This is a genomic window from Amycolatopsis sp. cg13 (assembly GCF_041346965.1).
Taxonomy (GTDB): Bacteria; Actinomycetota; Actinomycetes; order Mycobacteriales; family Pseudonocardiaceae; genus Amycolatopsis.
Window position 1 is genome coordinate 2,349,562 of record NZ_CP166848.1, and the last position, 23,246, is coordinate 2,372,807.

24 protein-coding genes are annotated in these 23,246 nt (G+C 70.8%); 11 read left to right on the forward strand and 13 right to left on the reverse strand.

Annotated elements, in window-relative coordinates:
* Window positions 1–69 precede the first annotated feature (69 nt).
* The 4 genes from AB5I40_RS10480 to AB5I40_RS10495 all read right to left on the reverse strand — a co-directional run bounded on the left by AB5I40_RS10480 (window position 70) and on the right by AB5I40_RS10495 (window position 3,441).
* A complete protein-coding gene (locus tag AB5I40_RS10480; protein ID WP_370938269.1) occupies window positions 70–1,386 on the reverse strand; it encodes an ATP-binding protein in 1,317 nt (438 codons plus the stop codon).
* On the reverse strand, window positions 1,383–2,069 hold the full coding sequence (locus AB5I40_RS10485; protein ID WP_370938270.1) for a response regulator transcription factor: 687 nt from the start codon (window positions 2,067–2,069) through the stop codon (window positions 1,383–1,385). Before AB5I40_RS10485 ends, AB5I40_RS10480 begins: the two co-directional genes overlap by 4 nt.
* Window positions 2,070–2,099: 30 nt before the next feature.
* A complete protein-coding gene (locus AB5I40_RS10490) occupies window positions 2,100–2,684 on the reverse strand; it encodes a nuclear transport factor 2 family protein (protein WP_370938271.1) in 585 nt (194 codons plus the stop codon).
* A 64-nt stretch (window positions 2,685–2,748) separates the two neighbouring features.
* A complete protein-coding gene (locus tag AB5I40_RS10495; protein WP_370938272.1) occupies window positions 2,749–3,441 on the reverse strand; it encodes a helix-turn-helix transcriptional regulator in 693 nt (230 codons plus the stop codon).
* Window positions 3,442–3,789: 348 nt separating this feature from the next.
* On the opposite strand from AB5I40_RS10495, the gene AB5I40_RS10500 reads away from it, so the two are divergent.
* The 5 genes from AB5I40_RS10500 to AB5I40_RS10520 all read left to right on the forward strand — a co-directional run bounded on the left by AB5I40_RS10500 (window position 3,790) and on the right by AB5I40_RS10520 (window position 6,675).
* The gene (locus tag AB5I40_RS10500) at window positions 3,790–4,374 is read left to right on the forward strand and encodes a GyrI-like domain-containing protein (RefSeq protein WP_370938273.1); all 585 of its coding nucleotides are present in this window, start codon (window positions 3,790–3,792) and stop codon (window positions 4,372–4,374) included.
* 82 nt (window positions 4,375–4,456) lie between these two features.
* On the forward strand, window positions 4,457–5,386 hold the full coding sequence (locus tag AB5I40_RS10505; protein WP_370938274.1) for a hypothetical protein: 930 nt from the start codon (window positions 4,457–4,459) through the stop codon (window positions 5,384–5,386).
* 7 nt (window positions 5,387–5,393) lie between these two features.
* Complete coding sequence (locus AB5I40_RS10510; RefSeq protein ID WP_370938275.1) at window positions 5,394–5,759, forward strand: RNA-binding S4 domain-containing protein; 366 nt, start codon at window positions 5,394–5,396, stop codon at window positions 5,757–5,759.
* 116 nt (window positions 5,760–5,875) lie between these two features.
* Window positions 5,876–6,100, forward strand: coding sequence for a hypothetical protein (locus tag AB5I40_RS10515; protein WP_370938276.1), 225 nt, complete (start codon window positions 5,876–5,878; stop codon window positions 6,098–6,100).
* Window positions 6,097–6,675 (forward strand): TetR/AcrR family transcriptional regulator, encoded by a 579-nt coding sequence (locus AB5I40_RS10520; protein ID WP_370938277.1) that lies wholly within the window; start codon window positions 6,097–6,099, stop codon window positions 6,673–6,675. Before AB5I40_RS10515 ends, AB5I40_RS10520 begins: the two co-directional genes overlap by 4 nt.
* Here the strand turns inward: AB5I40_RS10520 and ctaD are convergent, their stop codons facing one another.
* The 4 genes from ctaD to AB5I40_RS10540 form a co-directional block, all read right to left on the reverse strand.
* Window positions 6,676–8,382: a cytochrome c oxidase subunit I gene (gene ctaD, locus AB5I40_RS10525; protein WP_370938278.1), complete on the reverse strand. Its 1,707-nt coding sequence runs from the start codon at window positions 8,380–8,382 to the stop codon at window positions 6,676–6,678.
* A 100-nt stretch (window positions 8,383–8,482) separates the two neighbouring features.
* Window positions 8,483–8,725, reverse strand: coding sequence for a hypothetical protein (locus AB5I40_RS10530; RefSeq protein WP_370938279.1), 243 nt, complete (start codon window positions 8,723–8,725; stop codon window positions 8,483–8,485).
* Window positions 8,726–8,729: 4 nt separating this feature from the next.
* The gene (locus AB5I40_RS10535; protein WP_370938280.1) at window positions 8,730–9,155 is read right to left on the reverse strand and encodes a hypothetical protein; all 426 of its coding nucleotides are present in this window, start codon (window positions 9,153–9,155) and stop codon (window positions 8,730–8,732) included.
* A 22-nt stretch (window positions 9,156–9,177) separates the two neighbouring features.
* Window positions 9,178–9,942 carry an acetate uptake transporter family protein gene (locus tag AB5I40_RS10540; RefSeq protein ID WP_370938281.1) on the reverse strand — a complete coding sequence of 255 codons (765 nt, stop codon included), beginning with the start codon at window positions 9,940–9,942 and terminating at the stop codon, window positions 9,178–9,180.
* A 198-nt stretch (window positions 9,943–10,140) separates the two neighbouring features.
* Between AB5I40_RS10540 and AB5I40_RS10545 the strand changes: the two genes are divergently transcribed.
* The 3 genes from AB5I40_RS10545 (at window position 10,141) to AB5I40_RS10555 (ending at window position 13,628) form a co-directional block, all read left to right on the forward strand.
* Window positions 10,141–11,235, forward strand: coding sequence for a calcium:proton antiporter (locus AB5I40_RS10545; protein ID WP_370938282.1), 1,095 nt, complete (start codon window positions 10,141–10,143; stop codon window positions 11,233–11,235).
* 539 nt (window positions 11,236–11,774) lie between these two features.
* Window positions 11,775–13,217: an MDR family MFS transporter gene (locus AB5I40_RS10550; protein WP_370938283.1), complete on the forward strand. Its 1,443-nt coding sequence runs from the start codon at window positions 11,775–11,777 to the stop codon at window positions 13,215–13,217.
* Between the two features lie 54 nt (window positions 13,218–13,271).
* Window positions 13,272–13,628: a hypothetical protein gene (locus tag AB5I40_RS10555; protein WP_370938284.1), complete on the forward strand. Its 357-nt coding sequence runs from the start codon at window positions 13,272–13,274 to the stop codon at window positions 13,626–13,628.
* 673 nt (window positions 13,629–14,301) lie between these two features.
* Here AB5I40_RS10555 and AB5I40_RS10560 read toward each other — a convergent pair.
* The 4 genes from AB5I40_RS10560 to AB5I40_RS10575 form a co-directional block, all read right to left on the reverse strand.
* The gene (locus AB5I40_RS10560) at window positions 14,302–15,897 is read right to left on the reverse strand and encodes an FUSC family protein (RefSeq protein ID WP_370938285.1); all 1,596 of its coding nucleotides are present in this window, start codon (window positions 15,895–15,897) and stop codon (window positions 14,302–14,304) included.
* Between the two features lie 568 nt (window positions 15,898–16,465).
* A complete protein-coding gene (locus tag AB5I40_RS10565; RefSeq protein ID WP_370938286.1) occupies window positions 16,466–16,876 on the reverse strand; it encodes an Asp23/Gls24 family envelope stress response protein in 411 nt (136 codons plus the stop codon).
* Window positions 16,877–16,933: 57 nt separating this feature from the next.
* A complete protein-coding gene (locus AB5I40_RS10570) occupies window positions 16,934–19,096 on the reverse strand; it encodes a tetratricopeptide repeat protein (protein ID WP_370938287.1) in 2,163 nt (720 codons plus the stop codon).
* 62 nt (window positions 19,097–19,158) lie between these two features.
* A complete protein-coding gene (locus AB5I40_RS10575; RefSeq protein WP_370938288.1) occupies window positions 19,159–19,302 on the reverse strand; it encodes a hypothetical protein in 144 nt (47 codons plus the stop codon).
* 506 nt (window positions 19,303–19,808) lie between these two features.
* On the opposite strand from AB5I40_RS10575, the gene AB5I40_RS10580 reads away from it, so the two are divergent.
* Window positions 19,809–20,771, forward strand: a complete 963-nt coding sequence (locus AB5I40_RS10580; RefSeq protein ID WP_370938289.1) for a hypothetical protein — start codon at window positions 19,809–19,811, stop codon at window positions 20,769–20,771.
* Between the two features lie 285 nt (window positions 20,772–21,056).
* Window positions 21,057–21,707 (forward strand): sigma-70 family RNA polymerase sigma factor, encoded by a 651-nt coding sequence (locus AB5I40_RS10585; protein ID WP_370938290.1) that lies wholly within the window; start codon window positions 21,057–21,059, stop codon window positions 21,705–21,707.
* A gap of 113 nt (window positions 21,708–21,820) precedes the next feature.
* Here the strand turns inward: AB5I40_RS10585 and AB5I40_RS10590 are convergent, their stop codons facing one another.
* Window positions 21,821–22,237 (reverse strand): STAS domain-containing protein, encoded by a 417-nt coding sequence (locus AB5I40_RS10590; RefSeq protein WP_370938291.1) that lies wholly within the window; start codon window positions 22,235–22,237, stop codon window positions 21,821–21,823.
* Between the two features lie 260 nt (window positions 22,238–22,497).
* Here AB5I40_RS10590 and AB5I40_RS10595 point away from each other — a divergent pair, with 260 nt between their 5' ends.
* On the forward strand, window positions 22,498–23,205 hold the full coding sequence (locus AB5I40_RS10595) for a trypsin-like serine protease (RefSeq protein WP_370938292.1): 708 nt from the start codon (window positions 22,498–22,500) through the stop codon (window positions 23,203–23,205).
* The last annotated feature ends 41 nt before the right edge of the window (window positions 23,206–23,246 follow it).

The window sequence follows — 23,246 nt, forward strand, 5'->3', positions numbered from 1 at the left end:
TCCACGAACCACAAACCAGCCACAACTTTGGCCGAAACCCGTTAGCCCCGGGCAAGATCAAGGTGTGAATCAGGTAAGAGCCACCGTGAACCCGACCACCGCGCCGCCGCCCTCCCGTGGTCCGGCGAACACCTCGCCGCCGTGCGAGAGCGCGACTTCCCGCACGATCGACAGCCCCAGCCCCGACCCGGGCAGGGACCGCGCGCCCGCCGCTCGATAGAACCGGTCGAAAACCCGGCCGGCGTCCTCGATCCCCGGCCCGCGGTCCAGCACCTCGACCCGTCCGTCCCGCACGCGCAGTTCCACCGGACCCGAGCTGAACTTCACCGCGTTCTCCAGCAGATTCGTCATCGCCCGTTCCAAGGCCTTCGACCGGCCGGGGACCGTCGTGTCATCGGCGTCCACGGCAACCGCACGACCGGACCGCCGACGCACCCGCGCGGCAGCTCGCTCAGCAGGCGAGCGCAGTTCGACCGGCAGCAGCGGCTCGTCGTCGTACTGTCCGGTGGCCAATTCCACCAGCTCCGTGACCAGATGAGTCAGCTCGCGTGTCTCGCCGTCGACGTCCGCGAGCAGCCGGTTCCGCGCGTCCGGCGACAATTCCTCGAACCGCCGCAGCACGCTCGCGTTGGTGCGCAGGCTGGTCAGCGGAGTACGCAGCTCGTGCGCGGCGTCCTGGACCAGCCGTTCCTGGTCGTCGCGGGCGCGCGCGAGCCGCTCGAGCATCCCGGCGAACGAGGCGGACAGCCTGCCGACCTCGTCGCGGCCGCGGTCCGGGACCCCGAGCCCTGGCCTGCTGCCCGCGCTCACCTCCTCGGTCAGCCGGGTGAGCCGGACCAGCCGCCGGGTGATCTGCCGCGCGAGGAGCCAGCCCGCCAGCGCCGCCCCGGCCAGCACCGCGAGGCTGACCCAGGTCATCCGCTCGGCGAGGTCGCCGAGGACGTGCCGGGTTTCGTCCACGTCGATGCCGAGCTGCAGCGACCCGCGCCCGGAGCCGAGCGCGACGGTGAGCACCCGGTAGTCGTCCGGACCGACAGTCGCGTCCGCATACCGAGTGCCGACAACAAGCTCCCGATCAGCAGTGGTGACCGGCAGCGCGACCGGCCGTCCGCCGACCCGGTGCACGGTCCCGTCCGGCGCGATCGACTGCGCGACCATCGGCTGTGCTTCGTCGTGGTCGTCGTCCCCCGGACCGCGGGTGAGCGGGCTCGGCTCAAGCAGCTGCACCGCGCCCGCCGACACCTGCGCCGCCGTGCTCAGCAGCGAACGGTCGAGTTCCGCGCTGATCCGCTGGGAAGCCGTGTGATAGCCCAGCACGCCCACGAGAATCGCCGCGCCGCCACCGACCGCGGCGAACGCGATCGCCAGCTTCCCGCGCAGATTCATGCCGGCCGCACCACGTAGCCGACGCCGCGCACGGTGTGGATCAGCTCGTCCGCGCCCGCGGCCTCCAGTTTCCGCCGCAGATATCCGATGTAGACCGCCAGATTCTTCGACTCCGGACCGAATTCGTACCCCCAGATCCGCTGGTGGATCGTGTCGCGCCCGAGCACGATCCCGGCATTGCGCACCATCAGCTCCAGCAGGTCGAATTCGGTCTTCGACAACGCCACCTCGGTGTCCTGCCACCACACCCGGCGCGCGCCGGCGTCGACCGCCAGCCCGCCCAGCCGCACCACGCGCTGGGCCTGCTCGCCCGGATCCGCACTGCGCCGCAGCAATGCGCGCAACCGGGCGAGCAGTTCGTCCAGCTCGAACGGTTTCGGCAGGTAGTCGTCGGCTCCCGCGTCCAATCCGGCGACCCGGTCGGCGGTCTCGACGCGCGCGGTCAGCATGAGCACCGGGGTGCGGTCGCCGCCCGCGCGCAGCACGCGGCACACGCCGAGACCGTCGACGCCGGGCATCATCACGTCGACGATCAGGACGTCGAACTCCTCGCTCCGCGCGATCGCGAGCGCCTCGACGCCGTCGGCGACCTCGCTGACCCGGTAGCCCTCCAGTTCGAGCGCGCGGACCAGCGATTCCCGGATCGCCCGGTCGTCGTCGGCCAGCAGAACGCGGTTCGCCATGCCGCCATCATGCCTCGCGGGCGCCCGCGGTCACGGGAGCGGACGCGTCCCCGGCACCACCCATTCGCGGTCGATCCGGCCGTCGACCGCGACCAGCACCGCCAGCCCGCCGCGCGCGCCGTCCGACCAGGTTCCGGCGACGGTTTGCCGCACCGGGTCGAGCACCAGTTCGCCGTGCCACGGGTGCGCATCCGTTGCCAGGGCACGCAATCCGTCACGGTCCAGGTCGCCTTTGCCCGGTCCGTCCAGCAGCGACGACCGGCCGTCCGGCGAGGGAATTGTCCAGTTCCGCGCGACTTTTCCACCGGACAGCACGCACATGTCGGCCCCGGTGATGACCACGCCGTCGCGTCGGGTGACGTCCCAGGTGAAGGCGAGCCGTTCGGTTCCGTCGATGACGAACGTGCGCGGGACGAACACATTCCCGACGTCGCGCTGATACTTCGCGATGAACGCCTCGGCGTCCGCCGGACCGATCAGCGGGTCGAGGCCGGGTTTGGTGCCGGACCATTGACGGCCGTCGGCGGTGAGCAGCCGGTGCGCGAGCGAGGCGTCCTCGTTCCACATGCGACACCAGAGGGCGGGGATTTCTTCGGGGTTCGGTTCTTTCGCCATGCGACGACGATCGCGGGCGTCGGCGACACCGTCCTGTCGGTGTTTCCGCGCCGCGTGGTGCAGGTCACTCGCCGAGCGGGCGGGCGGAGATCCGCGCGAGTTCGGCGTCGAGGTCGACGTCGCGGCGCTCGACGCGGTCTCCGGTGAGCTCGATGGCGCGGATCCGGTCCAGCAGGAAACCGCGGACCGCGTCGCGCAGGCGGCACCAGCCGAGCACGTACCAGCCCGCCGGACCCCACAACAGCCCCAGCGGCTCGACGTCGCGTTCCGTCTCCTGCCCCTTCGCGTCCACATAGGACAGCCGAAGGACGCGCCGGGCAGCGAGCGCGGTGAGGATCAGTCCGCTGTGGACAGCGGGCGGTTCGGGTTCGCCGACCCGGTGCAGCCGCGCGGCGAGGTGCTGTTCGGCGTCGCGGACGTCGGACGGCAGCCGCGCGAGCACCTTGCGGGCCGCCGATTCCGCCGCGCCCGCGAACGGCGAACCAGCGGCGGAGCGCAGCGCGACGGTGATCGCGATGGCTTCCTCCGGGGTGAGTGTGAGCGGCGGCAGGGTTCGCTCGCGGTCGAGGCCGTAGCCGCCGGTCCGCCCGGTCTCGGTCCAGATCGGGACGCCCGTCTCGCGCAAAGCGCCGAGGTCGCGCTCGATCGTGCGCACGCTGACCTCGAACCGGGCCGCGAGCCACGCCGCGGTCCGGGTGCGCGGCGCGACCGCCCGGAGCTCCTCGACAAGCGCGTACAGCCGGTCCGTGCGATTCACCCGGCCAGCCTACGGACCTGCGATTCCTCACCCGATCGGGTGGCCTTGCGGGCGACCGCCGTCACGAGGGAGCACCTCCGCTGTTCCGTTCGCGGGAGCCGCAACCGGCTCCGGTCCGTGCTGTGGAGGGCGGCGGACCGGCGCGGTCCCCTCGTTCGTCGGGGGACGAGGGGGCCACCGGGAGCGGGTCGGCGCAGGGGGCCGGCCCGTTCCCGGTCCGGCGGGGACACTTGACTCTCACACCGGGTCAGAGCGTGTGCTGGGGAGGTCATGTTCACCAATCGTCGCGCTCAAGGACCTCGGTTTCGGGCTCGGCGAGGTCGGCGCGCACCCGAGCAAGTGCGCGGCATGCTGACGCTGCGCCGGGCCGAGCTGGCCGAACGGGTCGCCGCCGACCGGCTCCGGCTGGCCGAGGTCGAGGCGAGACTCCGCACGCTGGAAAGCGAGCACGCCGTGCCGGACACCGAAATCGTCGTCAAGGACATCTCCCCGACGCGCGTCGCAAGGCTCACCGCGACCGTCGAAAGCTTCTCTCCCGAGGCGATCAGCCCCGTCCTGCGCCCGCTGTGCGCGGAACTCGGCCGACGGCTCGAAGGATCCGACGCCTCGGCCGGACCGCTGATCTGCTACTACGAAAAGCCCGCTGGCGAAGACGATCCGGTCGTCGTGCACGCCGAGCTCCCGATCTCCGGCGCGGTCGCCGAGCCGAACGGGCTCGAGATGGCCGAGCTGCCCGCCTCCCGCGCCGCGACGCTGGTCCACCACGGCCCGGCGAGCGGGTTCCTCGCCGGCTGCCAAGAACTCGCCCGGCGGACCGACGAACACGGCTTCCGCGCGGACGGCTTCCCGTGCGAGGTCTACCTGCACACCTTCGGCGACGAGCGCGAATGGGTCGCCGAACTCCGCGAGCCCTTCGTCGAGCAACCGCGCTGACCGGCCAAGACCCGACCTTCGACGGTTGCGCCGCCGCCCGTTCCGGAGGCGAATGGGTGAGGACGACCCGAGGAGGACGCAGGTGTTCTCGACAGGTCCCGGCACCCAGCCGGACCGGCTCGCCGACGCGCTGGCGGACGGGCCGTTCAGCCGTGCCCTCACGCTGGCCATCGACCGCAGCGGGCTCGGCCTCGACCGGCTGCGCGACCGGCTCGCCGCGGCGGGCGCGGCGGTCAGCACCACCACGCTCAGCTACTGGCGGACCGGCCGCACCGTGCCCGCCCGGGCCCGCTCGCGCGTCGCGGTACGCATTCTCGAAGGGGTGCTCGACCTGCCGCCGGGCTCGCTGACCGGGCTGATCGAGCGCGATCCGGAGCCGCCGCCGGTTCCCGTCGTGCGCTGGGAACGGCTGTGGGGACGGCGGAACGCGGTGCTGCGGGTGCTGAACTCGTTCGAGACGGCGTACCGGACGTCGCTGGTGGTCGTCAGCCTGCACGAGGCAGTGCACGTCGGCCCGGACCGGCGGCTGCACCGGCTGGAAGTGCGCGAGGTGCTCCGCGCGACGGAGGACGACACGCACATCCGGCTGGTCACCGCGCACGGCGTCGGCCCCGGCTGCCCGCCGAAGCTGACGCGCACCCGCTACTGCGCGCCCGGGCGCACGGAAACCCTGGCCGAGGAGGGGTTCACGGTGGCCGAACTCGTCCTCGGCCGCGGCCTGGACCGGGGCGAAACCGCGATCGCCGAGTACGAATTCGAGTTCACCGACGACCGCCCGGATTTCTCCTACGAGCGCCGGTTCCGCAACGCCGTGCACGAGCACGTGCTGGAACTGCATTTCGCGCCCGGTTTCGAACCGCGCGCCTGCCACGCCTACCGGCTCGACTCCCCCGCCGGTCCGGAGACGACCGTCGCCGAACTGCCGATCACTGAGGGCCTTCCTGCGCACGTCGTGTCCGCCGCGGTCACTCCGGGGATCCTCGGCCTGCGCTGGCATTGGGACGCGCCATGATGGACCCATGGAATCGACGCGGATCGACCGCTGGCTCTGGGCGGTCCGGCTGACCAAAACGCGCGCCGACGCCGCCGCTGCCTGCCGCGGCGGGCACGTGCGCGTGAACGACCGCCCGGCGAAACCCGCGACGACGGTCGTGCCCGGCGACGAGGTCCGCGCCCGGATCGGGACGACGACGCGCGTGGTCGAGGTCGTGCAGGTGATCCAGAAACGTGTCGGCGCGGCGGTCGCGGCCACCTGCCTGATCGATCGCACGCCGAAGCCGCCGCCGGAAGCGGCGATCCCGGTCGCCCGGCGCGAGCGCGGCGCGGGCCGCCCGACGAAGCGGGAACGCCGGGTGCTGGACGAATTCCGCCGTCAGCAGAGCTGATACCGCTGGACCGCCTGATCGGCGAACCCTCGCGGCCTCTTTTGCGTACCTCGTAAGCATACGACGTACGCAAACCAAAGGAGACTGCCGCGACTCCGGTCGCCGTCGTCGTCCCGGTGCTGTGGCTGGCCTGGCTCGTCCTGACCGAATGGGTGCCGATGTTCCCGCTCAACGACCTCGCGCCGGGCAATCTCCGCCCGCGACTGCTCGCCGCAGCGCTAGCTTTGTGCGTGCTGATCCTCGCCGGGCACGACGTCGTCCCGGACGTGCAGCATCTGGTCGTCGGCCTGCTCACCCTGGTCATGCTCGGGACGACGCTGGCTGCCACGCTGACCGCATGAACGACACGCCCCGCCGCCGGCCGGGCCGCCCGCCGCAGGTCAGCGCCGACCAGATCGTCGCGGCGGCGATCGGCCTCATCGACGACGACGGCCTCGACGCCTTGACCATGCGGGCGCTCGGCTCCCGTCTCGGCGTCGCGGCGATGTCGTTGTACCGCCACGTTCCGCACCGCGACGCCGTGCTCGCCGCGGTCGTCGACCGCCTGGTCGCCACTGCGCTCGCCGACCTCGAGCCCCGGGAATCCTGGGCAGCGGCCGCGACCGGGTTCGCCGAGGCGTACCGCGCTATGCTGCTCAGCCATCCGAACGCGGTCCCGCTGCTGGCCACCCATCCGGTCGACCCCGACGCGGTCACGCCGCTGCTCGCGGGCGTGCTCGACCGGTTCGCCGCGGACGGCATCGCCCAGAAGACCGCGCTGATCGCGTTGCAGTCCATCGGCGTCTACACCCTCGGCCACGCGCTCGCCCAAGCCGGCTCGCCGCCGGAGACGCCCGCCGGCCCGGCTGCCGCCGAGTACTACGACCGGTGGTTCGCGGCCGGGCTGGAGGCCATGGTCAAGGGGTTCCAGCCCTGATCACGCCTCCGATTTCTCCCTCGGCCGGCGTCCCCAGTGCACGTGCTGCTCGTCCCGTATCCGCTCCACCGCGTCCGGATAGTGCAATTCGAACGCAGGCCGTTCGGAGCGGATGCGCGGCAGCTCAGTGAAATTGTGCCGCGGCGGCGGGCACGACGTGGCCCATTCCAGGGAATTGCCGAATCCCCACGGGTCGTCCACGTCGACCCGTTCGCCGTACCGGTAGCTCTTCACCACATTCCAGATGAACGGCAGCACCGAGGCGCCGAGAATGAACGCACCGATGGTGGAGATCGTGTTCAGCAAGGTGAATCCGTCGCTGCGCAGGTAGTCCGCGTACCGCCGCGGCATTCCTTCCGCGCCGAGCCAGTGCTGCACCAGGAACGTCGTGTGGAAGCCGATGAACGTGGTCCAGAAGTGCCATTTCGCGAGCGATTCGTCCATCATCCGGCCGGTCATCTTCGGGAACCAGAAGTAGATCCCGGCGAACGTGGCGAACACGATCGTGCCGAACAGCACGTAGTGGAAGTGCGCGACCACGAAATACGTGTCGGTGATGTGGAAGTCCAGCGCGGGCGCGGCCAGCAGCACGCCGGTCAGGCCGCCGAGCAGGAACGTGACCAGGAATCCGACCGACCACAGCATCGGCGATTCGAACGACAGCGTCCCTTTCCACATCGTGCCGATCCAGTTGAAGAACTTCAGCCCGGTCGGCACCGCGATCAGGAACGTCATGATGGAGAAGAACGGCAGCAGCACCGCGCCGGTGGCGAACATGTGGTGCGCCCACACCGTCGCGGAAAGCCCGGTGATGCCGACCGTCGCGAACACCATCAACCGGTAGCCGTAGAGCGGTTTCCGGCTGAACACCGGAATGATCTCGGTGACGATCCCGAAATACGGCAGCGCGACGATGTACACCTCGGGATGGCCGAAGAACCAGAACAGGTGCTGCCAGAGGATCGCGCCCCCGTTGGCCGGGTCGAATACGTGCGCGCCGAGCCTTCGGTCGGCCTCCAGCGCGAACAACGCGGCGGTGAGGATCGGGAACGCGATCAGCACGAGAATCCCGGTGAACAGGATGTTCCAGGTGAAAAGCGGCATCCGGAACATGGTCATTCCCGGCGCGCGCAGGCACAGGATCGTGGTGGTCATGTTGACCGCGCCGAGAATGGTTCCGAGACCGGACACGATGAGGCCCATGATCCACAGATCGCCGCCGGTGCCGGGGCTGTGCACGGCATCCGACAACGGGGTGTAGGCGGTCCAGCCGAAATCCGGGGCCCCGGCCGGCGTGAGGAACGCGCTCAGCACGATCAATCCGCCGAAAAGGTACAGCCAGTAGGAAAACGCGTTCAGCCGCGGAAAGGCTACGTCCGGCGAACCGATCTGCAGCGGCAGCACGAAATTGGCGAATCCGAACACATTCGGCGTCGCGTACAGCAGCAGCATGATCGTGCCGTGCATGGTGAACAGCTGGTTGTACTGCTCCTGCGACAGGAATTGCAGCCCCGGCTGGGCCAGTTCGCCGCGCATCAGCAGCGCCATCGCGCCGCCGACGAGGAAGAAGGCGAACGACGTGCCGAGGTAGAGCAGCCCGATCTGCTTGTGGTCGGTGGTGCGCAGGATGCCCAGCAGCACCGAGCCTTTCTTGCCCCGGCGGGGCGCCTCGGCGATCACCACTGGCCGCGGCTTCAGTTGCGTCATGACCGACCTCCCGCGCACCCGACGATCGCCGGGCAGCCGAAAACCGCCCGGCCTCACCCGGGCCGGATAACCTGCCGCCGCCCGCGCCAAACCCCTTTTCTCAGCGGGACGGCAGTTGTCCGTTCGTCAACGCCGCGCCGAACACGACCGCCGCGCCGATGACGAGGAACACCGCCCCGACAGCGGGTGCGGACGCCCACCACACCACGCCCGAAGCGGCCACCAGCCAGGCGCCGACGAGTGTCTCCTTCCGGACCGGCGGCGCCGCCTTGAGCGCACGCAATCCCGCGCCGCCCAAGGCGAGCACGCCGATCGCCAGCACCGTCAGCACTGGCCAGTACATCTCCTCACTCCCGGAATTCGCCGCTGTGCCTGCGGTAGGCGACGGTCACCGAAATGACGGAGAAAATCGCCAGCAGCACGCCGACGATCAGCGAATTCGTGCGGATCGCGTCGCGATGGCCGTCGACCGGATAGCCGAACGCGAACGGCGCGGCGATGAGCCAGAACCCGATCGCGACGTTGACCAGCCCCAGCCAGCGCGCCTGTTCCGGCAGGCCGAACCGGACCAGCGCGACCGCCGCCACGGCGATCCCGCACGCCAGGCTGTTCCAGAACCCGGCCGTCGCGGAGAGCGTGAACGAGTAGCTGTACGCGAAAGCCGCGAAGACCAGCCACGCCCCGGCCAGGAACTCGGCGGTGAGCGGCAGCCTGCTTTCGCGCAGCTTCCGGTCCTGCGGCGTGAACGCGGTGAGCGCCATGCTCATCTTCATCCGTGGTCACCTCCTCGCCGGGTTATTGCCCGGCCTTGATTCCCGGTTCGCCGTGGTCGAACTGGATCGCCTGGTGCAACGGCACCGTCGTGGTCCGAACGGGCCGCGGCGCGCGCACGCCCATCGGCAGGATCACCCGGTGGTGCGCCGCTTCGAGCACCATCGCGCTGCACGCGTACCAAGCCAGCACCGCGGACGCGAGCAGGAAGTACGCGGCGATCGTGCGCACGACGCCGACGTCGCCGATCATGCCGATCGCCAGCAGCGTCGCCCCGGCGGCGAGGACCGCGAGCAGCGTGCAGAGCACCAGGCTTTCCGCCAGCGCGGCAAGCGCGCCGGTCCAGGTGATCGCCGCGAGCCCGATGAACCAGAACCCGATCGCGGCCGCCGCGACCGGGCTCGCCGCCGTCGAGGGCAGTCCGCCGAGGCCGACGAACAGCTGGTAAACGCCGTAGCCGATCCAGAACGCGCCCCACGCGCCGTGCACGACCGTGGCGAGCGCGTCGCGGGCCCGGTAGGACCACATCCCGGCGAGGAACTGCGCGACGCCGCCGAAAGCGAACGCGAACGGGGCCAGCAGCAGGGGCGTCGTCGTCTCGTTGCCGAACCAGCCGGCCAGGTTGGCCGCCACCATGAAGGTCGACACCGCGAACCCGGCGAGTCCCAGGATCGACGGTGCGGCCACCGGGCTCAGGTTGATGTGCGTGTGCTCGCGCCAGAACGAGTACTCCGCGCCGTCGCCGCCTGCCGGCACCGCACGGTCGGTCATCTTCATTTCGCGGGTCATCTCGGCTCCTTTCCGCACCGATCTCCCCTGTGCGCCGCGCGTACCCCGCCGCCGACCTGCGGAACCCTGCAGGTACTACGCCGAACGAGTGAAATTCGCGCGGCGCGGCGCGACCGGCAGTGTCCATTTCGGACGCGACACTCCCCCGCGAGGACGGCATGCCAGGCGACGGAGGGTCCGATATGCCAGGGTGTGCGCATGGCGAGCGTCCGCGGTTATCTGTTGTCCTGGACCACTTTGCTGCCGTTGATCTCCCTGGTCCTGCTGGCGCTCACGTGGGGCCGCACGCTCGGTCCGGTGCCGGTCGCGCTGGTGGCGATCGCGTTGGCGGGCACGGTTCTCGCGGCGGTGCACCACGCCGAGGTGGTCGCGCACCGGGTCGGCGAACCGTACGGCTCGCTGGTGCTCGCGGTCGCGGTGACGGTGATCGAAGTCGCGCTGATCGTCACGATGATGGCGTCCGGCGGCGACAACGCCGACACACTGGCGCGCGACACGGTGTTCGCCGCCGTGATGATCACCACCAACGGCATCGTCGGGCTGTCGCTGTTCGTGGGCGCGCGCCGGTATGGGGAAACCCGGTTCAACCCCGAAGGCAGCGGCGCGGCGCTGGCGACTGTCGGCACGCTGGCGACGCTGAGCCTCGTGCTTCCGACCTTCACCACAAGCACCCCAGGTCCGGGGTTCTCCGCACCGCAGCTGGCTTTCGCGGCCGGTGCGTCGCTGGTCCTGTACGCCACGTTCGTGGCGACACAGACCGTCCGCCACCGCGACTTCTTCCTCCCCGTCGACTCTGAGGGCGAGACCCGCGAGGAAGAGCACGCGGAACCGCCGAGCCTTCAGAAGACGTTGGTGAGCCTCGGGCTGCTGCTGGTCGCCTTGGTCACCGTGGTCGGCTTGGCGAAGGTCGAATCCCCGGCGATCGAGGCCGGCGTGCGGGCGGCCGGACTGCCGCAGTCCTTTGTGGGCGTGGTGATCGCGCTGCTGATCCTGGCCCCGGAAACCCTCGCGGCGGTCCGCGCGGCCCGGCGCGACCGGATGCAGATCAGCCTCAACCTCGCGTACGGGTCCGCGATCGCCAGCATCGGCCTGACGATCCCGGTCATCGCGCTCGCCTCGGTGTGGCTGAAGGGCCCGCTGCTGCTGGGTCTCGGGCCGACGCACATCGTGCTGCTCGCGCTCACCGTGGTGGTCAGCGTGCTGACGGTGGTGCCCGGGCGGGCTACGCGGCTCCAGGGCGGGGTGCATCTGGTGTTGCTGGCGGGATTCCTGGTGCTGGCGATGAATCCGTGAGGTTGCCGTCTGGCAGCGGGTGCGCTGGCGGCGTTTCCCGGCGGCCCTGGTTCTCCTGATCCCTGTCCGGCGACGAGGTGTGCTGACCGTGTTTCCCGGCGGGCACGATTCACCTGCTTCCGGCCCGGCCGCTGCCCCGGAGTCTCCGAACTGAGTGCGCATGGCCCGCGAACGAGATTCTTTTCCTGGTCTCGCGAGCAGCCGTCCGGCCGCTGGTCGAGCCGCTTTTTCCACCGCCGGCCGATGCGCGATTCCCCGCACTGCCGCGGGCTTCGGGAGAAAAAGGCCGCCGGTTTTGTCGGTGCTCATCCGTATCCTGGCCGGGTGAAGATCCAGCAGTCCCCTACTCCGTCCGCAGCGGCCGGTGAAGCCGCGCGAAGAGCTTCCCCCGGCAGCCGCCCGACAGTCCCCGGCCGTCCGTCGGCCGATGCCCGCTTCGTCAGTGCCGCCGACCTCGCACCCGTCGCCTTCGCGAGCGCCCGAGGCGACGCCGCCCGGCTCGTGACGCGTGAATTCGTCCGCGCCTGCGAGGTGCGCCCATGAGCGGCGTCTCGTCCCCCACTCCGGAAGCCCCCGCGCGGCCGCCCGCCAAGCCCGGGCTGCTGATCGGCGTCCTCGTGCTGTCGGCGTTCGTGATGATCCTCAACGAGACCATCCTGAGCATCGCGCTGCGCGACCTCACCGTCGACCTCTCGGTGCCGACCACCACGATCCAATGGCTCACCAGCGGGTTCCTGCTCACCATGGCGGTGGTGATCCCGACGACCGGGTTCCTGCTAGAACGGTTCACGCCGCGGCAGGTGTTCGTGTTCTCGCTCGCCTCGTTCAGCCTCGGCACGCTGCTGTGCGGCGTCTCGCCGGGCTTCGGCTTGCTGATGGCGGGACGCGTCGTGCAGGCGTGCGGCACCGCGGTGATGATCCCGCTGCTGATGACCACCGTCATGCGGCTCGTGCCCGCGCAGCGCCGCGGCGCGACCATGGGCACGATCAGCATCGTCATCGCGGTCGCGCCCGCGATCGGCCCGACGATCGGCGGCGCGGTGCTGTCGTCGCTCGGCTGGCGGTGGATGTTCTTCATCGTGCTGCCGCTGTCGCTGGCCGCGCTGGTCACCGGAATGCTGCAGCTGCGGATCGACAGCGAAACCCGCCCGGTGCCGCTCGACGTCCTCTCCGTCATCCTGTCCGCCGTCGGCTTCGGCGGAGTGCTGTACGGCCTGTCGTCAGCAGGCGAATCCGCTGAGACAGCGCTGGTGCCGCCGTGGCTGCCGATCGTCGTCGGGGTGGTCTCGCTGGCGGTGTTCGGCTGGCGGCAGCTCCGCCTGCAGCGACGCGACCGCGCGCTGCTCGATCTGCGGCCGTTCACCCATCGCAGTTTCGTGGTCGCGCTGACGCTCAGCGCGTTGCTGTTCATGTGCCTGATCGGCGTGGGCGCGATCCTGCTGCCGCTGTATCTGCAGACCGTCCTGCACAAGTCCACGTTCGTCAGCGGACTGGCCGTCCTGCCCGGCGGTCTGGTGCTGGGCTTGCTCGGCCGTCCGGTCGGCGCGCTGTTCGACCGGGTCGGCGCGCGTCCGCTGGTGCTGCCGGGAGCGCTCGCGATGACGGTCTCGATGTGGCTGTTCTCGTTGCTGAGCCCGGATTCGCCGCTGATCGCGGTGATCGGCATCCACATCGTCCTGATGGCCGGCCTTGGCCTGATGATGACGCCGCTGATGACCGAGTCGCTGGCCGTGCTGCCCGACCACCTCTACTCGCACGGCAGCGCGATCCTGTCCACGCTCCAGCAGGTCGCCGGTGCACTGGGCACCGCAGTGTTCGTCAGCGTCGCGACCGTCAGCAGCGCCGAACACGCCGCGGTGAGTCCCGATGCCAACGGCCTGCAGATGGCCTTCGTCGTCGCCGGCTGCATCGGACTGGCCGCAGTGGCCGGGGCGTGGTTCGTCCGGTCCACCCGCGCGGAACCAGCGGAGACGGAGGCCTGACACCCAGTGGACCCAGAACGGCTGGACGCCGTCGCCCGCACCTACACCGCCTCAATGACCAGCATCCGAGGCCGACGCGTGCACCGGTTAGCGATGCGCTGGCTAGCCGGCTACGACCACGTCCTGCCCACCGTCACCGCCGACGGCACCCCGGCGTTGCTGGCGCTGTCCTCGGACGGCCGAGCTGCCTTCTGCCACACCGACGGCCGCGGCCCGTCCGCGGACGTCGTCACGTGCGGCCCGACGCCCGAGGTCACCGTGACGTCCGCGCACGACCTGACGAAGGATTCGCTGCCGGTGCTGCGCTGGACGGTCCGGCATCCGGGGTTGCTGGACGTCGCGGGCCCGCTGACGATCACTCCTGGCGCCGCGGACCGGGACGAGATCGAGGCGGCCCTGCGTCCTAGGTAGCTGCGGCGTGGCTTTGCGCTGAAGCGAGCGGCTCGGAGTCTGCGCATGAGCGGTGCGCAGCCCGGCTTCGAGGCGCTCGCTTCGGCGGCGGATGCGCGACAGTTGCGCGGGGGACGGAGAAGCCGCGGGCTAGTACGCCAAGGCGGGTCAGCACCCACTATTGGCGACCGGTCACTAATGGAATCGCCGGACCACGGCCGTGCACGCGCCGCGTGCAAGAACCCCGCCGCCCGCCTGGCCAATCACCGGACTTCAGCCAGCCTCAGGACACCCGCCAAACATTCGCGTTGCCTTGGACCGCGCCCGCCGTCGCGGACAAATCCTGCCGACACCTCCGCTAGCCGAACTCGCCGGGCATCCCGCCCGAGACGGCGAATATCCGCCGTTCGCGAGCCAGGCACGGGCGCTTTCGCTCAACACCGCAACCCGCGCAACCCCGGGCCACCGCCTGGCCGGGCGCCACCGCCAAGCCCGACGCCACCGCCAGGCCCGGCGCCACCGCCTAGCCCGGCCACCGCCTAGCCGGGCACCACCGCCTAGCCGGGCACCACCGCCTAGCGGGCACCACCGCCTAGCGGGCACCACCGCCTAGCGGGCACCACCGGCTGGCCGGGCGTCCCAGCCTGGCCAGGCATCCCAGCATGGCTTTCCAGCCTGGCCAGGGGTCCCAACCTCACCGGCCGAACGTGCTCTTCCACCGCTCCACGTCCCGCAACCCGCCATCCGGCGCGGACCAGCAGGCTTGGAGGAGGTCGTAGCCGTCGTGGACCAGGGCCGCGTGGGCGGGCCATCGCTCGGCGGCCCAGCCGGGTTCGTTGTGCACTGAATCCACGCCCGCGCGGGTCGCGCCTTCCAGTTCGAACTGGAGGTCCCGGCGCGCCGCCGTACGCGGAACCGGTGCACCGGCCAGCACCGCGCGGGCAGCGGCGCGAACGCGGGATCCAGTCCAGGCCAACGTCTTCCGATGCGCGCGCGGCACCACCGCGTACTGCACGACCACCGCAACCACGACCCCGATCGCCGTCTGGGCGAAACGGTCCGCCACCGCGGGCCACACCGGACCCGGCAAGCTCGCGACCCCGGCGGCCAGCAGCGCGAGCGGCGTGATGACCACGGTCGCCACGGCGTAATTCCGCGGCACCACCAGCTCCACACAGAACTGCAGCACGGCCAGAATCACGATCAGCCCGACCCCGGACGGGCCGACCATCATCACCAATCCGAACAGCACCAGCCCGGCCGCGGTCCCGACGAACCGGTGCAGCGCACGCACATTCGCCCGCCGCCGGTCCAATCCCTGCTGCAGCACCACCAACGCACTCAGCACCGCCCAATGCGGACGTCCAATCCCGACTGCCACCGCCAGTTCCCCAGCGACCACGCAACCCGCACCAACGCGCAACGCCGTCAGCGCGGCATGCGAACGCAACGGAACCGCCCGCCGCAACCGGTACCCGACGCTCGGTCGCGGCAACGGCAGCTTCCCCGGCGGCAACTCGACGGACTCGCCCGGCGAAGCGTCCGCAAACCGCCGATGGGCAGCAAGCAGCGTCGCCACGAGATCCGGTTTCGTGCCCCGACGCGGATGTCCCGCGTCATGCAGCGCAGTCCACGCCGCCGACACCGCGGCACCGGCGGCGTGCCGAGTCTCAGCAGTCTTCCGCTCCGCCGAGATGAACGCGTCGACCGCCCGCACCGCACGTTCGACGGCGGCCCGTTCCGGCTTGGTCCGATCGGCCAGCACCCCGGCCATCGACACCACGACCGACGACCCGACCCCCGCCGCAGCGCACCCCAGCACCACCCACGGCCGGGCGCCCGCCTCGACCGCCGCCTGCGCACCCGCACAAACGAGCGCGAAGAACAACGGCCCCGGCGGCCCGAGCCGCAACGCGTCAACGACGTAGGTCGCCAGCACCGCGACTGCCGAAACCACCAGCACCGAGACGGGCCCGGGCGGAACCACAGTCCCCACCGAAGCACCCAACGCAGCCGCGGCGAGCAAGCCGACACCAGCAGTCGCCACAATGCCCGCCCGAACCCGGTAGGGCCGCCCCTCGCCGTACAAGACCGCGAACGTCCCGAGCGTGACGAACAACGCCGAGGCCGACGCCCCAGCCAACACCAGCGCGATCCCCGGAACGGCCACCGCCGCCGCGGCCCGCAACCCCGCCGACCACCGCCTCCCGACCGGCGGCAAAGCGAACATCAGCGCCCGAAACCCCGCCACACGAGGCAACTGCTCAACCGGCTCGGGCGACGATCCCATCCGCCCATCCCAACACGCCGCCACCCGCCCCGAAACCCCGGCCACACCACCCAGAGACGGCGGGCACACTGCGGGCGCGAACTGTGCCGCGGCCTAACCCCTCACTCAAATGCCCCGGCAACGGCCGACCGGAGACTGCAGTCGTCCTCAGCCGCCACAGCCTGAACGTTCGTCCCCGCAACACCGGGAAGTGCCGCTGCTCGCAGAGATCGCGGGGCGCAGGCGGCGTCGCACGCGGCGGAGATCGCGGCGGAGATCGCGGTGGCGCGGCGTTGCGCAGGGGCGGAGATCGAGGCCGAGTTGCCGCGCGCGACCACCGGATCCCGAGCGGTGTTTCTGCTCGTGCTCAGCATTCAGGCGCTGCTCCGCGGCTGAAAGCACCCGGCCCGGCAACGTCGTTCCCGGCCAAGCAAGAGCGGCATTTCCGCCGCGACCCGCGCGGCCGCCGGAACCACCAGCCTCACGCCCGCGAAAGCCCGGCTCACCTCACCCTGCTCGACGACGTGCCCGTCGTCGAAGACCTACACAGCAGCACCCCGCCGCAGCCTCGCGGGCGACGCCACCCAACTCACTCCACCCGTCCGGACTCCGCCGCACCGTCCTCCGGCAGGTGCAGGTCCGTAACCGCGACGTTCACCTCCACCACCTCCAACCCGGTCATGTGCTCCACCCCAGTGACCACGCCGCGGCGGATCGAGCGGGACACGTCGGCGATCGAGGCTCCGTATTCGACCACTACCTGCAGGTCGACGGCTGCCTGCTTCTCCCCTACCTCGACCGACACGCCCTGGCCCGCGGACGCCGTCGCGCCCGGGATGCGTTCCCGGATTGCCGAGAAGGCTCGTGCGGTGCCGCCGCCGAGGGCGTGGACTCCGGGGACTTCGCGGGTGGCCAGCCCGGCGATTTTCTGGACCACGACGTCCGCGATCGCGGTCTGGCCCTGGTCGGTGGCGAGTCCTAGCGCAGTCGAATCAGGCATCGTCTCTCCCTCGTCGGATGAACCGGTCATCACGAGGACACCCGCCGTCCAGGAATCTCACGGATACTCGGCGCGCGCAGCCGCCTCGCCTACGGTCACTGGGTCCAGGTCAGGATGCGCAGCTTCAGCCTGCTCCCACAAGGACGCGGCCTCCCCGGCGATTCCCTGTGCTGCAGCGACATTTCCCAAGCCTAGGTATGCCCGTGCTGCTTCATGGGTGCTTCCGCAGGACTCCGCGCGGGCCGCGGCTTCCCGGTAAGCCGACTCGGCGCCCGGATGATCTCCAGCGCGGAATCTTGCCCAGCCTAGGCAGTTCAGCCCCATCACGACGTCCAGTTCCAAGCCCAGTTCCTCAAACACCGCCAAGGTTTCCTCGACCAGGCGGGCAGCTTCAGCGGGACGGTTCAGTGCAGTGAGGACCAGCGCGACACCCCGCATCGTGATGGCGCCGCTGCGGCGGTTGCCGGTCAGGGTGTAGAAATCGGCCGCGGAGCGCAAGTCCCGCAGGGCTTGTTCGTGGTTGCCTCGGTAGTGCTCCGCCCAGGCGGAATGCGCCAGCGCGGTCGCTTCGCCGTGGCGGTCGCCGATTTGCCGGTACTCCGCCAAAGCCTGGCTGTAGCAACGGGAAGCCTCGTCCAGATCGCCGCGGTCGACGTACGCGATGCCCAGGTTCGCGATGGTCGTGGCGGCGGCCCAGCGGTTGCCGACCGCCTCGGCAGCGGCACGCGCCCAGCGGTGCGTCGCGATCCACGGGTCCCACAGTTTGGTCAGGTAGAAGAAACCGCGCAGGAAGAACGCCAGCTGCCAACATCGGTCCGTTTCCCCCAAACGGCGGCAGAGTGCGACCAGGTTCGGCCATTCCGCGCGGAACCAGGCGATCGCGCTGTCCTGGTCCGGGAACTCCACTTCCGGCAGCCCGGGCGGATAGGCCACCTCCGGGCGGTACCGCGGGCCGCTCATCGCCCGGTCCGCGCGTTCCGCGGCGGCGACGGAGAATTCGGCCAGGCGGCGGAAAGCGTCCTCGTCGGCGGCCCCGGAGGCGGCGAAAACCCTTACCAGGTCGTGGAAACCGAACCGGCCCAGTTCCGGCTGGGTGAGCAGGTACGCCTGGTGCAGGCGGTCCAGCAAGCGTTCGGCCTCCACCGAATCCAGCGAGCCCAGCGCTTGCGCGGCGGTGACGTCGAAGTCCGGGCCGGGGTGAAGGGCGAGCAGGCCGAACAGCCGCGCTTCCGGCCGGCCCAATTGGCGTACCGACAACCGGAACGCGGCGGCCAGGCTTCGTTCTCCGTCGTCCAATTCGCCCAGCCTGCGGGTCTCGTCGGCCAGGCGGCGTTCCAGTTCCGCGACATCCCACGCCGGGTGGGCGCGCAGGCGGGCGGCGGCGATCCGGATCGCCAGCGGGAGACGGCCGCAGCGGTCGGCGATCCGCAGCGCGGCGTCGGGGGTCGCGCCGGTCAGCGCCGTGACCAGCGTGGTGGCGGAGGCGGTGGGGAGGATGCCCAGCGAGACGTGCTTGGCTTCGTCCAATGCGGGCAGCCGGGAGCGGCTGGTGATCAGGACGCGGCACTTCGGTTCGGCGGGCAGCAGCGGGCGGACTTGCCCGGTGCTGCCCGCGTTGTCCAGCACCAGCAGGAAACTCCGGCCGCGCAGGCAAGTCCGGAAGAGCGCCGCGCGGTCGTCGGGGTCGGCCGGGATCCGTTCGGCGGGCACCTCCAGGATCCGCAGCAGCCGGTCGTGCGCGTCGGCGGGCGTGACCGGATCGTCGGAGGTGCCGCGCAGGTCCAGGAAGAGGCTGCCGTCGGCGAAGGACGGTTCGAGCCGGTACGCGCAGCGCACCGCCAGTGCCGTTTTCCCCGCCCCGCCCATCCCCGAAATGACGCAAACGCCGCCGTCGGACTCGAGAATCCCCCGTACGGCCCGGGATTCCTCGTCGCGGCCGGTGAAGCCGGCGGTCACCGGAGGGAGGCCGGACGGGCGGACGTCCGGCCGCGTGCGGCGTTTCCCGACTTCCGCGGGAACCAGCGAAATGAGGGCCCCAGGAGTGCCGAATTCGGATTCGCATAGGGCTGCGAGTGCGGAATTCGGTGCGGCGAGACCGGTTTCGACTTTGCTCAGGTATCCCTTGCTGTAATGCACCCGCGCGGCCAAATCGGCGAGCGACAGCCCGGCCGCGGTGCGCAGCCGGCGCAGTTCCGCCCCGAACGTCGCGCGCGCTGTCATCCGCCTCCACCCTCTTCTCGCTCCCAGTATGACGATCCGGCAAACGCCGGGCCGTGGTTTCGTCACGGCGCGGTCCGCACCGAGACCGGCGGCACGGTCGGCGCGGGGCCGCCCGGATGGCCGAGCGCGACCCCGGACACGAGCGCGATCCCGGCCAGCCACAACGCGGCCCGCACCAGCAGAGAAAACGAACAGACGACCTTCACGGCAGCTCCTTCAGCGGATTTCCGCCCGCCTGATCGGCGGCTCGTCCCGAGAATGCGGGACGGCGCGGCATTCGGGGAAGGAGTTTCCTGTTTCCGCCTTAATCGCGTTAACGGGGAACAGGAGGCAACACTGGCGTCGCATTACCACCTGCGAGCCGCGTCGCCGAGGGCTGGGGCGAAAGGGCATATTCGGCTTCGGCGAGCAAGGAGACAGCCAGCACAGTAGACCCAAGACGGCCGTCGGCGCAGCTTGCGAGATCGAAAGCCCCGCCCGCCAGCAGCCCGGACGAACAGCCTGCCGCCAATAGAGGGCAGTCACCCGCCGTTCCGGGAAGGCGGCCATCCGAGCGAATTTCCGGCGCGGATAAACCCGGCCGCACCAGCCGGACGCGGGAATGGGAAATCATTCCGGTCACAGTCCGTGCGCCGATGCCAGGCAAGGCTGGACATCCCCGGCGGCATTGCGGAACAGTGGCTGCGGGCGGGGAGACGCGAGGGAGGAACGGGTGGAACCGAACGCGGCGGACTTGGTCGCGGAATTGAAAGTTCTCCGGAAGGGGCGCGGCGTATTCACCACTCCGCTCGGGATTCGGGTCGGCCCGGTCCTGCGCGAGGTGTGCGGGATTCCCGACAACGCGGAAAACGTCGAGATCCGCGACCGGCTCGCGCACGTGCTGGAGCCGCTGGCCAAAACGCTCCCGGAGGACCTCCGGATCGCCGTGCTCGCGGCGTTCGCGATGCACGAACCGGCGCGCAAGCCGTTCTACCAGGAACGGGTGCACTGGGCCGCGCGCGAACTGGACCGCGACGACCGCACGATCCGGCGGCGCATCGACGAGGGCATCGAGCACGTGGCGCACCTCGCGCTCGCCGGCCCGCGCGAGGGCGGCGCACGGCCCGCGCCCGACAGCGGCAGCTGGCACACCGAACTGCTGCGCGTGTCCCTTGCCCTGGACCAGGAGCGGCCCGAGGTGTTCGAGTTCCGGCGGATCGTCGCCGACGCCGACGAGATCGCCGAACTGGACCTCGCGCTCACCCTCACCACCACGTCCGCGACCTCCGGGCCGGTGCGGGAAAGCGATCTGGACGTCGACGTCTTCCACGGCGGCACGCTCGTCCGCCGCGCGATGGAGTCGAACGACCGGGTCGGGCTGGCGCTGCAGCTGGCCGATCCGCTGCCGCGCGGGAAAACGCACGACCTCGCGCTGCGGTTCCGGGCGGAATTCCGGCACCCGCACTACGTGTGCGTGCCGCGCCATCCGGTCGACCGGTTCGATCTGCACGTGCGCTTCCCGGCCGCGCCGCCGGCCGAAATCGTGCGGCTGGACCGCGTGTTTCAAGACGACGCACGCGATCCGGGCGCACGCGGCGACGCGGTGAGCCCGGACGGCTCGGGCGAGGTGCACCTGCGGTTCGACCATCTCGCGCCCGGATTCGCCTACGGCATCCGGTGGAACCCGGCCGGCTGAACCTCGCCGGCCGGGCCCCGGCTCCGGTCAGTGCGTGATCATCGCGATTCCCCTTCCCGATCGGGACAACTCTCCGACCGCACCGGGATCGCCGCCGCGCCCGGACGCGCTACCGGCGGGGCGAAGCTGTCCAAGATCTGTCCAGGTCCAGGCGAAACTCGTTGCCGCGCAACGGACAGAAGCTGGACAACACCTGCGCATGCGCAACATCCGGAGCCAGGCCGCCGACTCCCGGATCGAGCGGGCGAGACCACCGCGGCCGCCCGTACGAAAGGACCGACCCCTATGCCCACCGCCACCGTGCCCGAACCGGTCGAAGGCTATGTCCCGCTCGCCGCGCTGCCGCGCCCGTCCGGGCTCGCCGAGCGCCTGGAAACCGTGGTCCGCGCGGCCCGCGACGGCGTCCCCGGCGCGGCTCCGGAACTGCTGGCGCTGCTCAAACCGGTGATCGCGCGCTACTGCCGGGCCCGCATCGGCGGACGCGACCTGTCGTACCTGTCGGCCGACGACGTCGCGCAGGAGGTGTGCATCGCGGTCCTGCAGGCAGTTGCCGGCTACGAGGACCGCGGCGGATCGTTCCTGCACCTGGTGCGCGCGATCGCGGCGAACAAGGTGGCCGACGCTTTCCGCGCGGTGTCACGAGACCGCTCGCGGCCGGTGTCCGACGTCCCGGAGAACCCGGATCTGCGCGAGGGCCCGGAATCGCACACGCTGACCGCCGACCTCGGCGCGTCGCTGGGCAGGCTGCTGGCCGGGATGCCGAAGCTGCAACAGGAAATCCTGACGATGCGCGTGGTCGTCGGGCTGACGTCCGCGGAGACGGCGAAGGCGCTGGGGATCTCGGCGGGCAACGTCCGGGTGACGCAATGCCGCGCGCTGGCCAAGCTGCGCGAGTCGATCCAGGAGCAGGGGCTCGCCGAAGCGCTGCTCGCGTGAACTCGCAACATCGCCGCACTGGTATGGACCACTCGCGAAAAGTCCGGGAAGTTCACCCGCTCGGGCCACCTCGCCGTTTCGGGCCGGTCCGAAACGCCGGGATCCGGACCGGCTCAGCCCGTGTCGAGACGCCGTTTCATCCGGCGCAGGAACGCGATCCGGTCGGTCTCCACGCGGACCGCCGTGCGGTCCGGGTAGATGTCGAACACCCCGGTCATGCCGGTCTCGGCCAGCCGCCGGCCCGCCTCTCCGGAGGGGTGCGCGAGCAGCCGCAGCACCACGCCCTCGGCGGCCGCCCGGTCCTGGGCGGCCCGCAGGACGTGGACGCCCGCGTCGCTCAGCTGCGTCAGCCCGGTCAGATCCAGCACCAGCGCCATCGGGCGCTTGGCCAGCGCGAAGGTCACCGCGCGCACCACCACCAGCGCGGTGCCGGCGTCGAGTTCCCCCGCCAGCAGCAGTGTGAGCACGTCGAGGTCGTCGTAGCGGTACGACGACTTCAGCCGTGCCGATCCCTGTGAGCCGGCTTCCATCCGCGTGCTGCGCTCCCTGTCCAGGCGGGGCCCGTCGCGCCCGCTCGTCCACCCGACACCATTCTGGACCTCCGGGCACGGTGACCGCGCTCACAGTCCGCCTCCGCACACCGCGACCGGGGGCTGCTCCGCTTGTCCTACGACGAAAGTCGGGAACTGTGTCAGCCCGACCTTCGGCGGGTTCCGTCATTTACCGACATTCACGACGGTGGGTCAGTACCTGACAGCTCACTCCCCGTACCCACCGGAGATGATCACCCGTGCGAATCGCGCGTACCGCCGCAGTCCTGTCCGGCCTGGCTTTCGCCGCCGTCGCCGCGGCCTCCCCCGCCGTGGCCGCTCCCGCCCAGCCCGCCATCATCGACGGCAGCACCGCCGACTCCCTGCACTCCGCCGCCCGCATGTTCGCCGGCGGCCAGGAACTCTGTTCCGCCACGATCGTCGCGCCCGACTGGATCCTCACCGCCCGCCACTGCACCCAGGGCGCGGGCGGCAAGCAGATCACCTTCCACGTCGGCAGCCTCGACCAGACCCAGGGCACCGAGGTCTCCGCGACGTCGGTGCACGACTCCCCCGACGCCGACATCTCGCTGGTCCAGATCGACCAGAAGGTGCAGACCGAGTACGCGCCGCTCGGCACCTCGAGCGACGTCAACGTCGGCGACACCGCCCAGGTCTACGGCTGGGGCGCGACCTGCACCGACCAGCCCGAGATCAACTGCCAGTCGCAGGTGCTGAAGGTGGCGAACGTCCAGGTCACCTCCGTCAACTGCCCGGACGGCGCGGCCGGCGTCTCGGTGTGCGCGAACCGCGGCGACGGCATCACCGCCGGCGGCGACTCCGGCGGCCCGATGTACGCGAACGGCAAGCAGGTCGGCGTCGCCTCCACCAGCGACCGCCAGTCCTACACCGCCTACATCAACGTCACCCAGTACCGCGACTGGATCCAGTCGGTCGCGGGCGTCTGATCCGGAGGCGGCCCGGACCCGGACGGATCCCCGGGTCCGGG